The 16,803-nt window shown below is 38.7% G+C and carries 12 protein-coding genes and 1 rRNA gene; 4 read left to right on the plus strand and 9 right to left on the minus strand.

What is annotated here, in order from left to right; translation table 11 throughout:
* Both FHY45_RS17340 and FHY45_RS17345 read right to left on the minus strand, forming a co-directional pair.
* A 16S ribosomal RNA gene (locus tag FHY45_RS17340) occupies window positions 1-318 on the minus strand; the annotation flags it as partial.
* Between the two features lie 348 nt (window positions 319-666).
* Complete coding sequence (locus FHY45_RS17345; RefSeq protein ID WP_139892653.1) at window positions 667-1,548, minus strand: nucleotidyltransferase-like protein; 882 nt, start codon at window positions 1,546-1,548, stop codon at window positions 667-669.
* A gap of 141 nt (window positions 1,549-1,689) precedes the next feature.
* Here FHY45_RS17345 and FHY45_RS17350 point away from each other — a divergent pair, with 141 nt between their 5' ends.
* Entirely contained in the window at window positions 1,690-2,046 is a 357-nt protein-coding gene (locus FHY45_RS17350) for a YgzB family protein (protein WP_066107876.1), read from the plus strand.
* 57 nt (window positions 2,047-2,103) lie between these two features.
* Here the strand turns inward: FHY45_RS17350 and perR are convergent, their stop codons facing one another.
* From perR to FHY45_RS17380, 6 genes are all read right to left on the minus strand, one after another.
* Complete coding sequence (perR, locus tag FHY45_RS17355) at window positions 2,104-2,547, minus strand: peroxide-responsive transcriptional repressor PerR (protein WP_066107879.1); 444 nt, start codon at window positions 2,545-2,547, stop codon at window positions 2,104-2,106.
* Between the two features lie 129 nt (window positions 2,548-2,676).
* Entirely contained in the window at window positions 2,677-3,228 is a 552-nt protein-coding gene (locus FHY45_RS17360) for a cob(I)yrinic acid a,c-diamide adenosyltransferase (protein ID WP_066107883.1), read from the minus strand.
* 1 nt (window position 3,229) lies between these two features.
* Complete coding sequence (locus FHY45_RS17365) at window positions 3,230-4,186, minus strand: D-2-hydroxyacid dehydrogenase (RefSeq protein WP_139892654.1); 957 nt, start codon at window positions 4,184-4,186, stop codon at window positions 3,230-3,232.
* A gap of 456 nt (window positions 4,187-4,642) precedes the next feature.
* Window positions 4,643-5,752, minus strand: coding sequence for an aminopeptidase (locus tag FHY45_RS17370; RefSeq protein ID WP_139892655.1), 1,110 nt, complete (start codon window positions 5,750-5,752; stop codon window positions 4,643-4,645).
* 119 nt (window positions 5,753-5,871) lie between these two features.
* A complete protein-coding gene (gene bcp / locus FHY45_RS17375) occupies window positions 5,872-6,342 on the minus strand; it encodes a thioredoxin-dependent thiol peroxidase (RefSeq protein ID WP_139892656.1) in 471 nt (156 codons plus the stop codon).
* A 61-nt stretch (window positions 6,343-6,403) separates the two neighbouring features.
* Window positions 6,404-6,826: a potassium channel family protein gene (locus FHY45_RS17380; protein ID WP_139892657.1), complete on the minus strand. Its 423-nt coding sequence runs from the start codon at window positions 6,824-6,826 to the stop codon at window positions 6,404-6,406.
* A gap of 164 nt (window positions 6,827-6,990) precedes the next feature.
* Between FHY45_RS17380 and FHY45_RS17385 the strand changes: the two genes are divergently transcribed.
* From FHY45_RS17385 to FHY45_RS17395, 3 genes are all read left to right on the plus strand, one after another.
* Window positions 6,991-8,283, plus strand: a complete 1,293-nt coding sequence (locus tag FHY45_RS17385; RefSeq protein ID WP_139892658.1) for a glutamate-1-semialdehyde 2,1-aminomutase — start codon at window positions 6,991-6,993, stop codon at window positions 8,281-8,283.
* Between the two features lie 326 nt (window positions 8,284-8,609).
* Window positions 8,610-13,088: a glutamate synthase-related protein gene (locus tag FHY45_RS17390; protein ID WP_139892659.1), complete on the plus strand. Its 4,479-nt coding sequence runs from the start codon at window positions 8,610-8,612 to the stop codon at window positions 13,086-13,088.
* 539 nt (window positions 13,089-13,627) lie between these two features.
* Window positions 13,628-14,710 carry an FUSC family protein gene (locus FHY45_RS17395; protein ID WP_139892660.1) on the plus strand — a complete coding sequence of 361 codons (1,083 nt, stop codon included), beginning with the start codon at window positions 13,628-13,630 and terminating at the stop codon, window positions 14,708-14,710.
* 331 nt (window positions 14,711-15,041) lie between these two features.
* Here the strand turns inward: FHY45_RS17395 and FHY45_RS17400 are convergent, their stop codons facing one another.
* Window positions 15,042-16,790: an ABC transporter ATP-binding protein gene (locus FHY45_RS17400; protein ID WP_139892661.1), complete on the minus strand. Its 1,749-nt coding sequence runs from the start codon at window positions 16,788-16,790 to the stop codon at window positions 15,042-15,044.
* Window positions 16,791-16,803 lie beyond the last annotated feature (13 nt).

The following is a 16,803-nucleotide window of genomic DNA, read 5'->3' on the forward strand; positions in this document are numbered from 1 at the left end:
GGCCGATCACCCTCTCAGGTCGGCTACGCATCGTTGCCTTGGTGAGCCGTTACCTCACCAACTAGCTAATGCGCCGCGGGCCCATCCCTAAGTGTTAGCCGAAGCCAACTTTCCTTCCAACACCATGAGGTGTTGGAAACTATTCGGTATTAGCACCGGTTTCCCGGAGTTATCCCAATCTTAGGGGCAGGTTGCCCACGTGTTACTCACCCGTCCGCCGCTAATCGTTGGGAGCAAGCTCCCTCAGATTCGCTCGACTTGCATGTATTAGGCACGCCGCCAGCGTTCGTCCTGAGCCAGGATCAAACTCTCCGAAAGATGTTTGATCTAGCTAAATTTTAAAGCAAATTGACGAGATTTTAAAAATCTCTTGTTTTTAGACTTGCTTGGCGTTTCGTTTTGTTTAGTTTTCAAAGAACAATCTGTCGTGTTAGCGACTTTCACATTATATCAAGATAACTTTTTGTTGTCAAGCATTTCTTTTAATGTAATTTACTAACATTTCTAGCTCGTTTGTAAAAGAGCGACTTTCTTATCTTATCATCGTTAGAATCGTAAGTCAACAACTTTTTTCATTTTTTCTTTGCCGTCTCGCTTCGTTTTGTTTACCTCAGCGGCGACGTTTATTAATATACCACCCTAAAATCATTTGGTCAATATAATTTTTTAAATTTCTTTATGAATTTTATAAAACCTATGAAAAAGCTTTGCTCCCTTAGTGTTTTCTAGTACAACATCAATATAGCCACGATCAATCAAGTACTCAATTAATATCCTTAAGTCCTCTCCGTAATAGCATAACTCTTGATGTCCATACAGCTCATCAAATGACCAGTACTCTTCTCCTCTTTCACCTATAATTTCTAATATATGCCCAGACCCGGATTCTGTTCTTGTATGAATAAAAAAGTCACTAACAAGGAAAAGAAGTTCTAGTCTTTGATTAAGACTTTCTTCGCTAAAAACCAGCTCTTCATATAATTTATAAATATCAGGACCAATTTGCTTCACCTGATTCCATACAGTTACTTCTGGGTGAAACCCTTTTTCAATGATCTCTAATCTTGCAAGGTGGTGGAGTGCATGGATTATTTGATTATACGCATCTAGAGAGTTCCCTTGATCAAACAATTCTTTACCTTCCATATAACTTCTAATTAAACGCGCAAACTCTATACCTTTTTTTACTTTCCTTCCATAGAAAGGGAATTCATTTAATTCTCTTTTTAATGAGGCAAGATAATCATTACGGTCAAAAACAATTTTCCCATGGTATATCCAATCAATAATTTTTTTATTGGATCCTAATAACCTCCACTCGTTTAACTTTTCATCTGTTACCATGTGGAGTGCTGCTTTTTTATTTTCGTAAGCATAATGTTTAATAAAGACCGGTTGCTTATCCTTACTATCTGTAATGATTAATAAAATATAATCAAATGTATCTGTAATTGAACTCTCAGGAGAGTTCTTCTCAATTAATAAAACTCCTTTTGTATCCGGGTTGCTGGCTCTTTCTTGATAAACGGGTCTTAGGATATCCTCCATGTTCCATTCCTCCACAATTTAATTCGCTCTCCTTATCTATTCAACAATATTCGACAGACTCCTGCCACTATTTTAATATCTATTGTTATTAAATTCTTTGGATATTATGGTATATTATAGAAGATAAAAGGGGGAAAAACGGTGGCAAAGTATTCAAGTAAGATAAATAAAATACGAACATTTGCACTCAGCTTAATTTTTATAGGCTTTATCATAATGTACGGAGGTATTTTCTTTAGAAACTCACCACTGGTTATGACTATTTTTATGGTACTCGGGCTATTAGCTATTTTTGCAAGTATGGCCGTCTATTTCTGGATAGGTATGCTCTCCACAAAAGCTGTTCAAGTTGTTTGTCCAAATTGTAATAAATATACAAAAATATTAGGCAGAGTGGATATGTGTATGTACTGTAAAGAACCATTAACACTTGATAAAGACTTGGAAGGTAAAGAATTTAACGAGGATTACAATAAGAAAAAGTTAAAAAATAAATAAAAAGAAAAAGCTGGCAAACGTCCAGCTTTTTCTTTTTATTTAACTTCCCTATCTGGTTTAATGAACTTCTTTAGCAGAACATTCCGGACAATCACCATAAATCTCCATTCGGTGATGTGTTACTTTAAATCCCGCAACATGTGATGCAAGATGTTCCACTTCATCAAGACCTGGATAATGAAAATCAACTATTTTTCCGCACTTTTCACAAATTATATGATAGTGATCTGATGACACAAAATCAAATCGACTGGATGAGTCTCCGTACGTCAACTCTTTTACTAAGCCAACCTCTTTAAACACACGTAAATTATTATATACTGTCGCTACGCTCATATTAGGAAACTTGCCTTCCAACGCCTTATATATATCATCAGCTGTTGGATGCGCATGGGCAGTTATTATATACTCGAGTATGGCATGACGTTGCGGAGTCATGCGGACACCAGTTTGTTTCAAAGTATCTAACGCTTCTTTAAGTTGTGGTTGAGACACCGTCATGCACTCCTTTTTTATATTATTCTCACTTTGTAATTGTTACAATAAGTTTACTTGATGATTGGTTGAGTTGTCAATATTTCCAGCACCTCATTCAGATATATTATATCCAGGGTGTTGGAAACTCTTGTCTCAAGAATTATGTAAAGTTGGTTCCATTTTTCCTAATTTATAGTTTACATATCTGGCAACAATAAACAAGAAATCGGATAACCTATTCAAATATTTTATAACTAAAGGATTTACCTCTTCTCCGAGAGCAACTGAATTTCGTTCAGCTCTACGTATCACTGTTCTCGCCACATGAAAAGCTGCTCCAGCTGGGTGTCCACCTGGAAGTATAAAATTCTTGAATGGAGGTAATTCCTCATTAAGTTCATCAATATAGGCTTCCAATTCATCAATCGACTCTTCTTTTATAACCCAGCCAACTTTTTTGCCGTATGGAGTAGCTAGTTCTGCACCAACGTGAAATAAATCAGTTTGTATTTTATGGAACTCCTCTAATAACTTATCTTTCCCTGAGAACTCTACATCATTTAAATAGCTTATCCCAAGTCCAATCATAGAATTCCCTTCATCACATGTTCCATACGCCTCTACACGTTGGTCAGTTTTGGATACACGCGTACCATAAACAAGAGAGGTTTGACCCTTATCTCCGGTTTTTGTATAAATTTTCATTCTAATACCCCTTTCCTACATCAATTTTATTCACATAGTTATCATCCTTATGATTAACAAACCGCTGAAAATTCTGCTCAAATATATCAAATGCGCGTGGCAAGTAATTTTTTGAAACGCTAGAAATATGCGGTGTGATAGTCAAATTAGGATATAACCATAGCTTATTATCTTCATTTAACGGTTCATTCGGAAAAACATCAAGCACCATATGACCTATAACTTGATTTTCTAACACCTCATGTATCGTGTCTTCTTTAATTAAATCTCCACGACCAATATTGATAAACATAGCTATATTTTTCATCATTTCAAAATGTTTGTATTTCAAGAGGTCCTTAGTTTCTGATGTACTAGGTAGTACAGATATAATAAAATCTGCATTCGGGAGAGCACCCTCAATTTGAGACATCGTAATAATATCATCAAAATATGAACTGGCGGAAACCCCGCTGCGATTCATCCCAATCGTTTTCATCCGAAAGGCTTTTCCTAATCTAGCTATCTCTTCTCCAATTGCGCCAGTACCTAATATAAGAAGATTTTTCCCATTCAGCTCACCGAAAGGTAGCCTCTTGTCCCATATACGTTTATCTTTATTCTCTGCCATGATCGGGAATTGCTTTATATATGAAAGCATCATCCCCATGGCGTACTCTGCCATAGGTATCGCATGAATCCCTCTCGCATTTGTTACCAGGATATTTCTTTCTCTAATTTTTTCGAAAGGCAATTTTTCAATCCCAGCTGACATTACACTAATCCATTTCAAGCGTAACGCCTGGTCGATTGTTTCCTCATCCACATCTTCTCCATATGTTATGAGCACATCCATATCCTTAATAACAGAACCTGCATTTTTGATACCTTTACAAAAATGAAACTCATGCTCTTTGTATGACTCAATCAAACGTTTCCTAATTTCCCCCGGAGGATAAATTGCAGAAACAACCTTCATCCATATACCCCCTTCATCCACACATCACTAACATAATAACATCTTTTACCAGTATGAAGTGCTGAGACGACTGTTCAGCTTCGAAAAGCATAAGAGGAGGCAAGAAGGGAGGCGTTCTTTCCTCTCGTAATGCCTACACTTATGTCTCGAGGAGCTAGGAGTCGAAGCCGGATTACATAAAAAGCTGAAACGGCTTAGTTCAATGAACCAAGACTAAATTCGCCACGTCCTGCGACAACGCCTTTGTGACCTATATCCTGTTGGCATCCGCAGCAACTCCACTTATGTCTCGAGCGTTTTAAGCTAGCTCACATAAAAGCAGAAACTAAATAAAAAAACGGACAGCCAGTTCCGGCTGTCCTTCAAATAGTTGTATGAGGAGGTATTCCCTGATTCTATCTTATTCAAAATAGCTTGTTATGCTTGGTCTTTTGCCATAGATTTTAAAAACAATCACTATAAAAGTGATTCAGGATTTAATCCTTTTAACTCCGGTAGTACAAATAATCCATCCTTTCGAATCAATTGACCATCAAAATAGATTTCTCCTCCGCCAAATTCAGTTCGCTGGATAAGCACCATGTCCCAGTGAATAGATGATATATTTCCATTGTCGGCTGCTTTATAGGCTAATCCCGGTGTGAAATGCAGGCTTCCACAGATTTTCTCATCGAATAAAATATCTCCCATTGGATTTGTTATTAACGGGTTTACGCCTAAGGCAAATTCTCCAATATAACGGGCACCTTCATCTATATCAAATATTTTATTGATTTTATCCGCTTGATCCGCTCTTGCATCAATTATTTTTCCATCTTTAAACGTTAAACTGACATCTCTTAAGGTAGTCCCTTGATAAGGACAAGGCGTATTAAAGGTAATCGTTCCGTTTACACTATTTTTAACGGGGGCTGTATATACTTCTCCATCAGGTAAATTTCTTTCTCCGAAACACATCACTGCCGGAATTCCCTTTATAGAAAAAGAAAGATCTGTTCCCGGTGACGTGATTCTGACCTGATCTGTTTGCTCCATTAGAGATTTCAATGGCTCCATTGCCTTCTGCATTTTGGCATAATCAATTGTACAAACATCAAGCAGAAAATCTTCAAATTGACTTGTGCTCATCCCTGCTTTTTGAGCAAGTGATTTAGTCGGATAGTTCAATAATACCCAACGGCAATTATTAATATAGTAATCAACGACTGGCTTCATTACTTCTCCGCTCAGCTGAAATTTCTCTGACGGAATCTCAGCAAATTCCGCATCATTCTCTTCTCCGATCACAATAATGACAGCATCCATGTCTTCAAATTTTTTCAAATCCCAATTAGCCATGATTTCCAACTGTTCCCGGCTATACCCTTTTGCCATATATTTTTGAATCTCATCATCGAGCATTTGTACAAATGGGTATGCTCCTAGCTCATACGTTTGATTGACAAGTTCTACCAACAAAGGTTTCGTTATGTAGTGACCTTCAATCAACACTTTTTGCCCCTTCTCTAACCGGACAGAATGGGTTAGCAGTTGTCTTGCCATTTTTTTAATTCGTGGATCTTTCATACGTCATCTCCCCTGTTCTCTTTATTAAACACCTACTATTAATATACATATTTTTCCTTCAGAGAGCTTTTTATTTATAAAGAAAGCAGGCATTATTTCATGCCTGCTCACGATCTAAATTATGATAATTCATTTTTAATAAATGCTAAGGCATCTTCCACATGCCCTTTCACTCTCACCTTACGCCACTCTTTTACCACTATACCCTCTTTGTTGATAACGAATGTAGAACGTTCCGTACCCATATATTCATTTCCAAAATTGTTTTTTAATACCCATACTCCATACGCTTTTGACAATGTATGTTCTGGGTCTGACAACAAGATAAAAGGAAGATCATATTTCGTTTTAAATTTTTCATGCTTTTCAACCGGATCTGGACTAACGCCAACAATAATTGTATCCAATTCTGCAAATGATGTGTGATTTTCCTTGAAGTCACATGCTTCAGTCGTGCATCCCGGTGTCATATCCTTTGGATAAAAATAGAGAACTACATTTTTCCCCTTAAAATCAGCTAATGTAACCTCTTTTCCATTACTTGCCTGAAGCTTAAAATCCTGCGCCTTCTCACCAACTATACTACTCATAAAGTTCACTCCCCTGTTAGATAAAAATAGTTAAGAACAGCTCGTTCTATTATTACTATACCTAATTTCGGGTTGTTTTTGCATGTTCAAAGTCTATGGCAGTCCTTACGACAAAAGCTGCCGGTAACGCATATCCAATTAAAGCTTCCATTGATGCAATCCATCTGCCAAATCCTACAGGTACCATATCTCCATACCCTACCGAGAGAAGAGTCATAGTACTGAAATAGAAGGAAGAGGCAAGCTTTTGAAACAAACCTCCCTCAATAGGTAAACCATTCAAATGAATAAGCGTTCCAAATTTCATTTCAACCAATACGTATAGGATTCCGAAACCTATTAAAAAAGTGAAGTACACCGTAATGATCCAATAAAGATAATCGAGTGATATCCGTTCAGCCCGGGTTGGGTCTGTTGGCATCAATAATCCTCTCAAACTCATTAGTAACGTGATAACAACCGCAGCAAGGATAATATAAAACAAAGGTAGCACCCCTTTTTATTACAACCGCATTTGTAATATATACGCTCTTACAGGCATACCTATGATTGCTTGTACACGAATCCATTGCTTAGGTGACCATGTTGTACAAACAAAGAATTCCAGTGCTAAAATGAAGCAGTTACATACGAAGGAGGAGAAATAAAATGAACCACGCTCAATCTGAAAGTTTGCATGCTGAAGCTATGCAGCACATCGTCGGCGGTGTCAATTCACCATCTAGATCATACAAAGCTGTTGGAGGGGGTTCTCCAGTTGCAATGGAAAGAGCAAAAGGCGCGTATTTTTGGGATGTTGACGGCAATCGATATATTGATTATCTTGCCGCTTACGGACCTATAATTACCGGGCATGCCCATCCGTATATTACCAAAGCAATTACAAAGGCAGCTGAAAACGGCGTTCTTTATGGAACACCTACTCCTTTTGAAGTTAAATTTGCCAAGATGCTTAAGGAAGCCATCCCATCCATGGACAAAGTACGGTTTACAAATTCCGGAACTGAATCGGTTATGACCACGATTCGTGTAGCACGAGCGTATACAGGACGGGATAAAATTATTAAGTTCGCTGGCTGTTATCACGGACATTCCGATCTTGTTTTAGTCGCTGCCGGATCAGGCCCTTCCACACTTGGAACTCCCGATTCCGCCGGTGTACCAAAAAGCATTGCTCAGGAAGTCATTACAGTGCCGTTCAATGATATAGATGCCTATAAGGAAGCAATCAATAAATGGGGAAATGAAATCGCGGCCGTTTTAGTTGAACCGATTGTCGGTAATTTCGGGATTGTTGAACCAAACCCTGGTTTTCTTGAAGCAATTAATGACATTACTCATGCAGCAGGGGCACTTGTTATCTATGATGAGGTAATTACAGCCTTCCGTTTTATGTACGGTGGTGCACAAAACCTTCTTGGTGTTGAGCCTGATATGACGGCGCTCGGAAAAATCATCGGCGGCGGCTTACCGATTGGTGCTTACGGTGGCAAAAAAGAGATTATGGAAACAGTCGCACCCCTCGGCCCAGCCTATCAAGCAGGGACGATGGCCGGAAATCCCGCTTCCATGCTAGCTGGTATTGCTTGCCTTGAAGTATTGAAGGAAGAAGGAGTATATGAACGACTAGATCAACTTGGGGCGATGCTGGAACAAGGAATCCTTCAGGCAGCGGAAGACCATCATGTTTCTATTAAAGTAAATCGATTAAAAGGTGCATTAACGGTTTATTTTACTGATGCTAAGGAAGATATCAGTAACTATGCTCAAGCTGAAGCTACGAATGGCGAAGTGTTCGGCCGATTCTTTAAGCTTATGCTGGAACAAGGGATTAACTTGGCTCCATCAAAATATGAAGCCTGGTTCTTAACAACAGCCCATACAGAAGAAGACATAGAAACTACTATTAAAGCTGTAAATCAAGCATTCAAATTATTATAAATACATTTTTTTGAATATTTATGCATACCATCAATTCTACTAATCACGGTAGAATTGATGTTTTAACGTTGTTGAAAGCGTTTACATTAAGATATTTTGATTTTAATAACCAGATAATGTTTATTTTCCAAAAAAACTAAAATGTATATTTAATTGATTTCTGAAAATTCTAATGATAATATAAATCATACTAGTATTGATTATTTATTACCCTCAAAACTGTATTTCCTTCCTCGTTCGTTTTCCAAAGTAATCTAAAAAACCACAAGTTTAAAGCAGGAGGTGAACCGGCATCGAATAGGCGCAAGCTTATAGTTGCCCAACGTATGAACAAAAGATGGAATCCTAGTACGTTTATGAATTACCACGAATCAGAACATGATGCTTGCGGAATTATTGCATGTATTGAAAAGAAAAAAATACCTACCCGTGATAATATTTTTGCGTGTATTGATGCCCTGGTTACCATGAACCATCGGGCCGGTTTTATTAACGGCGAAGGCGATGGTGTCGGCATTCACATAGATATCCCCCGTCAATTATGGAAGGAGAAGCTAAAGAACTCTGGTGCTGATACAGACCTTGCGGATCATAACCATTTTGTAGTGGGCCACTTTTTTATTAAACGTGAGGCTGAGAAACAACAAACTATTGAGGAAATAATCAAACTGGCAAACGAAAAAGACTTAAAAGAAATTTATGTATCTGATGAAGCTTATTCCACCGATGCATTGGGACCAATAGCATTACAGGAAAACCCTGTATTTCTTCAAGTTGCTTTTATAGCAAAAGAAGATTTAAAACAAACTGACCTTTCATCTCTGTTATTTGATCTCACAATTACAATTGAAAAAAATGACCACATCCACGTATCTTCGCTTAGCCAATATCATGCCATCTACAAAGTGATGGGAGCCGGCGATATTCTACCTAAGTACTATCCAGACCTTGCAAGTCCACTCGTCGCATCAACGATGACACTTGGACATAACCGCTATTGCACTAATACACTATCCAGCTTTTTTCGCGTACAACCATTTAGCGTCCTTGGACATAATGGTGAAATCAATACAATCGCCAAATTACGCGATGAAGCGCAAATGGTTGGTGTTCCATTAGTAAACGGCGGCAGTGACTCACAGGATTTAAGTCGTACATTGGAAACATTCATCTACCGTGAGGGGTATTCTCTATTTGAAGCACTTGATATTGTCTTCCCTCCAATCATTAATGAAATGAAGGAATATCCTGATCATCTTCAGGATCTATATACGTATTTGCGTGAAAGCTGGGGCCATTTCGCTCAAGGTCCGGCAGGAATCATTTCCCGCCACGGCAATGAAGCTGCTTTCTCTGTAGATGCACTTGGTCTACGTCCTTTATGGATGATGGAAACTTCAACCTCTTATTTGTTTGGCTCTGAACCAGGTGTTATTTCACCAACAGAATATGTAGCCAATCCTAAACCAATTGGTCCAGGAGAAAAGGTCGGATTAAAGTGGAATGGCGATTCAATAGAACTATATGAATATATCACTTATCAGGAAGAAGTATTCAAAAGATTTAACAAGAGACTTAACTTTACAGAATCTCGTAATCGCTTAAATCCTCCTGATGTAAAAGAGCATACTTTTGCACAGGAAGAGGACAAAATCCAAAACGGACAATATAAAGCTTTCGGATGGGAACGTGACCATATTCAACTAATTGAACAAATGGCTGAAAAAGGTGCAGAACCAATTCGTTCACTTGGTCACGATGCTCCACTGGCAGCACTCAATCCTGAGCGTAAGAATATTGCAGACTTTATTAAAGAAAGTGTTGCAGTTGTTACAAACCCTGCGATAGATCGCGACCGAGAAATGGAACATTTTTCGACCCGAACCATTATCGGTAAACGCCCTTCTCTGTTTACAGATGAAAAATCTGTAAACACAGTGATTGAGCTATTAACGCCTCTATTAGCTGAAGGAAAAGCTGGACACACTTGTGCACAGTTTGCAAAACAACCTTCTTATGAACAAATTCACCAATTATTTATGGATACAGAAGAATTGAAAACGATATCTATGACATTCACGGAGGGTGAAACGATTAAGGAAGCTCTAGATCGTATCAGTAAAGAGGCTCTTACCTTTGTTACTGACGGCTGTGGATTACTTTGCCTAGATGATGAACTATCCCATCAGGCTGAGCAATTATGGTTGGATCCTGCCCTTGTAGTCGCAGCAGTCGATAGAGCATTAGTAAAAGCAGAAAAACGAAGAGACTGTTCCATTTTAGTTCGCTCTGCTGCCATTCGTAACTTGCATGACATTGTGGTGATTTACGGATTAGGAGCTAATTTGATTAATCCATATTATATGTTCCGTACCGTATCAGATGAGCAGTCGAAACCAGTAAATAATTTATATAACTCTTTATCTAAAGGATTAGAAAAGGTCATTTCAACACTTGGAATTCATGAACTTCGCGGATATGGACGACTATTCTCTTCGATTGGACTACAGGAAGAAATAGCAGACATCCTTCAAATCGTGAACTTCTTTGGATCCAATCAATTAATCTATAATTTTGATAAATTGAAGGAAGATGCGAAACAGCGTGCAATTGATTATGCCAATGAAAAAGAACGTGTTGGCAAGACCTTTCATCTGTTCCCGCGAATCTGGAAAGCAATTGGTGAGGTGGCTTCAACTGGAGATTATCAGGCCTTTGGAGAAAAAATCTCTGAACAGGAAGAACAAAATCCCACAACTATTCGCCATTTAACAGATTTCAAGAAAACCGAACAAAAAGTTGATCCAGAAACAGTGAATATTGGTGTTGGCGATCACAGTCTACCATTTGTAATTGCATCAATGTCGTTCGGCTCACAAAATGAAACAGCCTTTCGCGCATATGCAGAAGGTGCCGATCGCCTTAATATGATTAGCATGAATGGTGAAGGCGGAGAAATTAAAGATATGCTTGGTAAATACCCGCGAACTCGCGGTCAGCAAATTGCCTCCGGTCGTTTTGGTGTAAATGCGGAATTGCTGAATTCCTCTAATTTACTTGAAATCAAAATCGGACAGGGCGCTAAACCGGGTGAAGGCGGTCATCTTCCTGGATCCAAAGTAACATCAAAAATTGCCGAAGCACGTAATGCAACGATTGGATCCGATTTAATATCACCTTCAAACAACCATGATATTTATTCTATTGAAGATTTAGCTCAAATGATCCATGAGTTAAAGACAGCCAATGATCAGGCAAGGGTGGCTGTTAAAGTACCTGTTGTTCCAAATATCGGGACAATTGCTGTCGGGATAGCAAAAGCTGGAGCTGATATTATCACGCTAAGTGGATTTGACGGTGGTACCGGAGCCGCTCGTATCCATGCCCTTCAAAACGTTGGATTACCAGTGGAGATTGGTGTTAAAGCTGCTCACAATGCCTTGCTTGAAGCTGGTCTAAGACAGGATGTTGAGCTTTGGGCTGACGGTGGCCTCAAAAGTGCAAAGGATGTACTGAAGGTTATGCTACTTGGAGCAAACCGTGTAGGTTTTGGAACCCTCTCTATGATTGCTATTGGCTGTACAACATGTCGAGGCTGCCACCTGGATACATGCCATGTAGGGATTGCTACTCAAATTGATTCTGAAGTGGAAGCAAAGGAACATGGCTTAAGGAGATTTGTTCCTAGACAATTTGATTTAGCCGTCCAGGGAATCATCAACCTATTCAGTGCTTTTGGCAATGAATTAAAAACACTTGCGGCTGAACTTGGAATCACAAATCTCCAGGAAGCTGTCGGGCGTTCCGATTTATTAGTACAAACAAAAGGAAAAGAAATGCTGGATTTAAAATACTTACTTAAAACGATTGAGCTTGGCCAAATCACACATCTCGAAGCTGCTGCTACAAAGGACGAATTAATCGTCCAAATGGCCGCAGTCGGTGCAGAATATCTGGATGCAAGTGTAAATGATCTGCTTCAATCCAGACAATTTAAAAATATCAATTCTATTCAGCGCGTACTTGGAAGCCGTGTTTCCTGCCACCGGGTAAGAGGCAGATTAGATGGTTCCTATGTCAAAATGGATCCTGTTAATCTAACCTATAAAGGTTCCATACCTGGAAATGGACTTGGTGCATACAATACAGAAGGCATTACGATAACAGTTGATGGCGGTTCTCAGGATGGCACCGGCAAAACCTCATTTGGAGGAACAATTGCAATTCTTAAAGGAATCGGCAAGGATGACAAATTCTATAATGGTTCCGTCGGAAAAGGCTTTGGATATGGTGCACAAAAAGGTCTATTAATTGCTCAGGGTGACGCTGATGCGCGCGCAGGTATCCGTCTGTCTGGTGCTGACATGATTGTCGGAGGTTCTTTAAAACGGGATATTCCTGTACAAGAACATGGAAACATTGGCGTTTATTCAAATATTAAGGGCTTTGCCTTCGAATATATGACAAACGGCCGAGGACTTGTTCTTGGAGACCCAGGTCCATGGATTTGCGCAGGAATGACAGGCGGTGTCATTTATCAACGTCATTTGCCTGAACGAGGCCTTACAAAAGATGCGCTCCAACGCAGAATTGCAAAAGGAGCCCTCGTCTCTGTTGAAAAATTAAATGAAACAGGTATAAATGATGTAACTGAACTACTTACACGCTATACAACTATTCTTAGAGAAAATGGTCAACAGGCTGAAGCGGAAGAACTGGCCCAATTGCTAGGCAACCCAAGCCAGCACTTCCTCCAAATCGTCCCAGTTAAAACCCAAGCCGACCCATCTGTATCTACAGAATAAGGCTGAAACGACTGCCCAGACCCGACAAGCATAAGAGAAGAGGCACGTAGGGAGTGCTTTTCTCCCGTAGTGACTATTCCTTATGACTCGAGGGGCTAGGAGTTGAAGCTAGAATACACGAGTAAAGCTGAGGCGACTGGTGGTCAGTTATGGGCCATATATCAATTTATATCAGGATGATACATTATTTTCGAACCTCAAGAGACCGTTTCGCTTTATTAAAGCGGCGGCCTCTTTTCTTTTCATTTCTTAATTTTCTATTAAGCCGTTCTCAATTCTTTTTTATATTTTATGAACACATAAACCTTTCATTGAAAAATCTATATATTCCTTCTCTCCATATAGCGTATACCTGATGAATCTTGAAAAAATCGTATTCAATGCATGCCTTTTAGTCTAAAGGGGAAAGTAAACAAAAGAAGTATTTTGCCTGTATATCTTGAACATGAAGACGAAACCCTGTATAGTACAGTCATGTTCGAGATAAAAATAGATAAATATTCGTAAACAACTATGAATAAAAGGAAGAGGTATTATTTATGAAGGTTGGTGCCCGAGTCTTTAAAACGGGAATAGCCATTGTGATAGCCATCTATGTTGCGACAGCATTTAATATACCGGCTCCCGTACTAGCCGGGATTTCGGCTGTATTTGCCGTTCAGCCTACCATATACCGTTCGTACAGGACATTAATTGATCAAATACAAGCGAATATTATCGGATTTCTAATCGCGATATCGTTTGTATTATTATTTGGTAATGATCCCTTATTAATTGGTTTGGCAGCCATTATAACAATTGTAATCAACTTACAGCTGAAAAATGAAAATCAACTGACAATTTCGCTTGTAACTTTAATCTTGATTATGGAGCAACAAGACGGTAATTTTACTGAATTCGCCTTTTGGAGAGTTGCTGCCATTTTAATCGGTATTCTATCAGCGTTTATTGTTAACCTTGTCTTTCTTCCTCCAAAGTATGAGACAAAGCTTTATAAACGAATTAGCACAACCACAGACGATATTCTACAATGGATCAGAATTGGTTCTAGAAGCTCAACTGAACATATTATGATGAAAAAGGACATTAATCGTATTAAAGAGAATGTCACAAAGGCCGATAGCTTGTACGCTCTATATAAAGAAGAGCGTGAAACTTTCAGGAAAAATACGGTTGCCAAATCCCGTAAACTCGTAATCTACCGTTATATGATAGCAACAAACAAACGATCATTGGATATCTTAAAAAGATTACATCGCTTTGAAAACGAATTCCATCAAATGCCTGAGGATTTTCAAATCCAGGTTCATCATCAACTGGATTTGTTGTTGAGAAAACATGAACATATTCATCTGAAATTTATAGGTAAAGTAAAGCCGGGACTAATGCTTGAGGAATCTACGGACACTTATAACAAACAATTGCTGATTGATATTGTTAAAGGTTTTCGATTAAATACAGACGAGGATTCTCCCGTCCACTACCATATGGTTACACTAATTTCATCTATGCTTGAATATGGTGACTACTTAGAGCATCTAGAAATGCTTGTTAACAGTTTTCACTCTTATCACAAATCAGAGAACAAATCGATCAAGATAAATGATGATGATCAATTATAAAAAATCGTTTAAAGGGTATTCCAAAGCCAGTAAAAAGGCTTTAGGATGCCCTTTCTTATTAAGTAAAAACCTGCTTGTTAATCTTTATTTCACCTACATTCTTCATTTCTCCCATTTCCTCTCCTTCTATAAAACCTTACTGGATCACTTTTCATCTATCCACTAATCACTTCTCTCATAAAAGCTTATTTGTTCTTGCATTCTTGATGACAGCACCTTACATGAAATTCAAAAAGGAGGTTCCTCAATTTGAAGAAACCTCCTGTGTAACCTGTAAATATATTTTTATCCAATTTCGTTAGCCCGCAAGCGATCAGTTTCCAACGAGCCGTTAGGCATCCAACTGTTGAACCTGAAAGAGTCTATAATAAGCTCCTTGTTTAGCCATTAATTCTTGGTGTGTTCCCACTTCTATTATACGGCCATGTTCAACCATAACAATTCGATCAGCATGTGTAATGGTAGATAATCTGTGAGCCACTATAAATGTAGTACGGTCACGGGAGAGCTTTTCAAGTGCTTCCTGAATAAGATGCTCACTTTCCAAATCAAGAGCAGAGGTTGCTTCATCCAACACAATAATGGATGGATTCTTCAAAAACACACGTGCAATAGAAATACGCTGCTTTTGACCTCCTGATAATTTGACGCCCCTCTCGCCTACTTTTGTCTCATATCCACTTGGTAATTTGCAGATAAAATCATGAGCATTTGCTGCTTTGGCAGCTTCATAGATTTCTTTATCTGTCGCATCTGGCCTACCCAGTAAAATATTTTCACGAACCGATTCACTAAATAAAATACTGTCTTGCATCACCATTCCAATATTGTCCCGAAGTGAGCGTACCTGAACATCTCGGATATCCACTCCGTCCAATAGTATACGCCCTTGTGTCACATCATAAAATCGTGGAATCAAGCTAACCAGAGTAGATTTACCTCCTCCGCTCATCCCGACAAGCGCAATTGTTTCTCCCCTTTTCACTTCAAGATTAATATCCTTCAGTGCCTGAGTCTCATCTTCTCCATAAGAGAATGATACATGATCAAACGTAATGGTCCCTTGTACATCTTTACATGGACGTGCATCAGGCTTGTCCTCAATATCATACGGAACATCCAAAAATTCAAACACACGGTCCATTGATGCCAGTGATTGCGTTAATGTGGTAGATGAGTTCATCAATCTACGCAAAGGTCCATACAATAAATCGATATAGCCGACAAAGGCAACCATAGTCCCTAATGTCATATTCCCATTAATGACCTGGTATCCGGCAAATAGGATGACAACTAGAGGAGCAATATCTGTAATTGTATTGACTGCTGCAAACGATTTAGCGTTCCAGCTTGTGTGAGCTAACGCTTTTTTTAAGAAGTTTCCATTCACTTTATTAAATTGCTTTTGCTCATGATCTTCAATCGCAAAGCTCTTAATCACGGACATCCCTTGTACACGTTCATGCAAATAGCCCTGTACTTGAGCAAGCGCCTGTGATCTATCTCGGGTTAATTCTCTTAATTTACCAAAGAAATATTTAATGGAGAATGAGTAGAGCGGTAACAGAAGCAACGATACAATGGTCAATTTTACGTCAAAGGTAAGCATAATTCCAACTGCTATTAAAATTGTAACTAGATCCAACCAAACATTCATAAGGCCGGTTATAACAAAATTCTTAGTTTCTTCAACATCATTAATCACTCTGGAGATAATTTCTCCTGCTTTTGCATTAGAGTAATATTTAAAGCTTAACTTTTGTATATGACTGAACATTTTATCGCGGATATCAAATAAGATTTTACTTGCTGTCCATTGGGCAAAATATTGACGGTAATATTCTACTGGAGGCCGAACTACCACAAAAATGAAAAACATGATTGCCATTAACATATAAAGCTTCCTTAATTGCTCTCCTTTTTGCAAAGCATTGGCACCGATTATATCATCAATCACATATGCCAATAAGGCAGGAGTCAGCAAAGGAATCGCAAATTTAACTATCCCGATTAGGATTGTCACAATGATTTGCCACTTATAAGGCCTTACAAACCTCATATATCTTTTTATACTATTCATCAAATGTCTCTCC

Source organism: Bacillus sp. D386 (assembly GCF_006346415.1).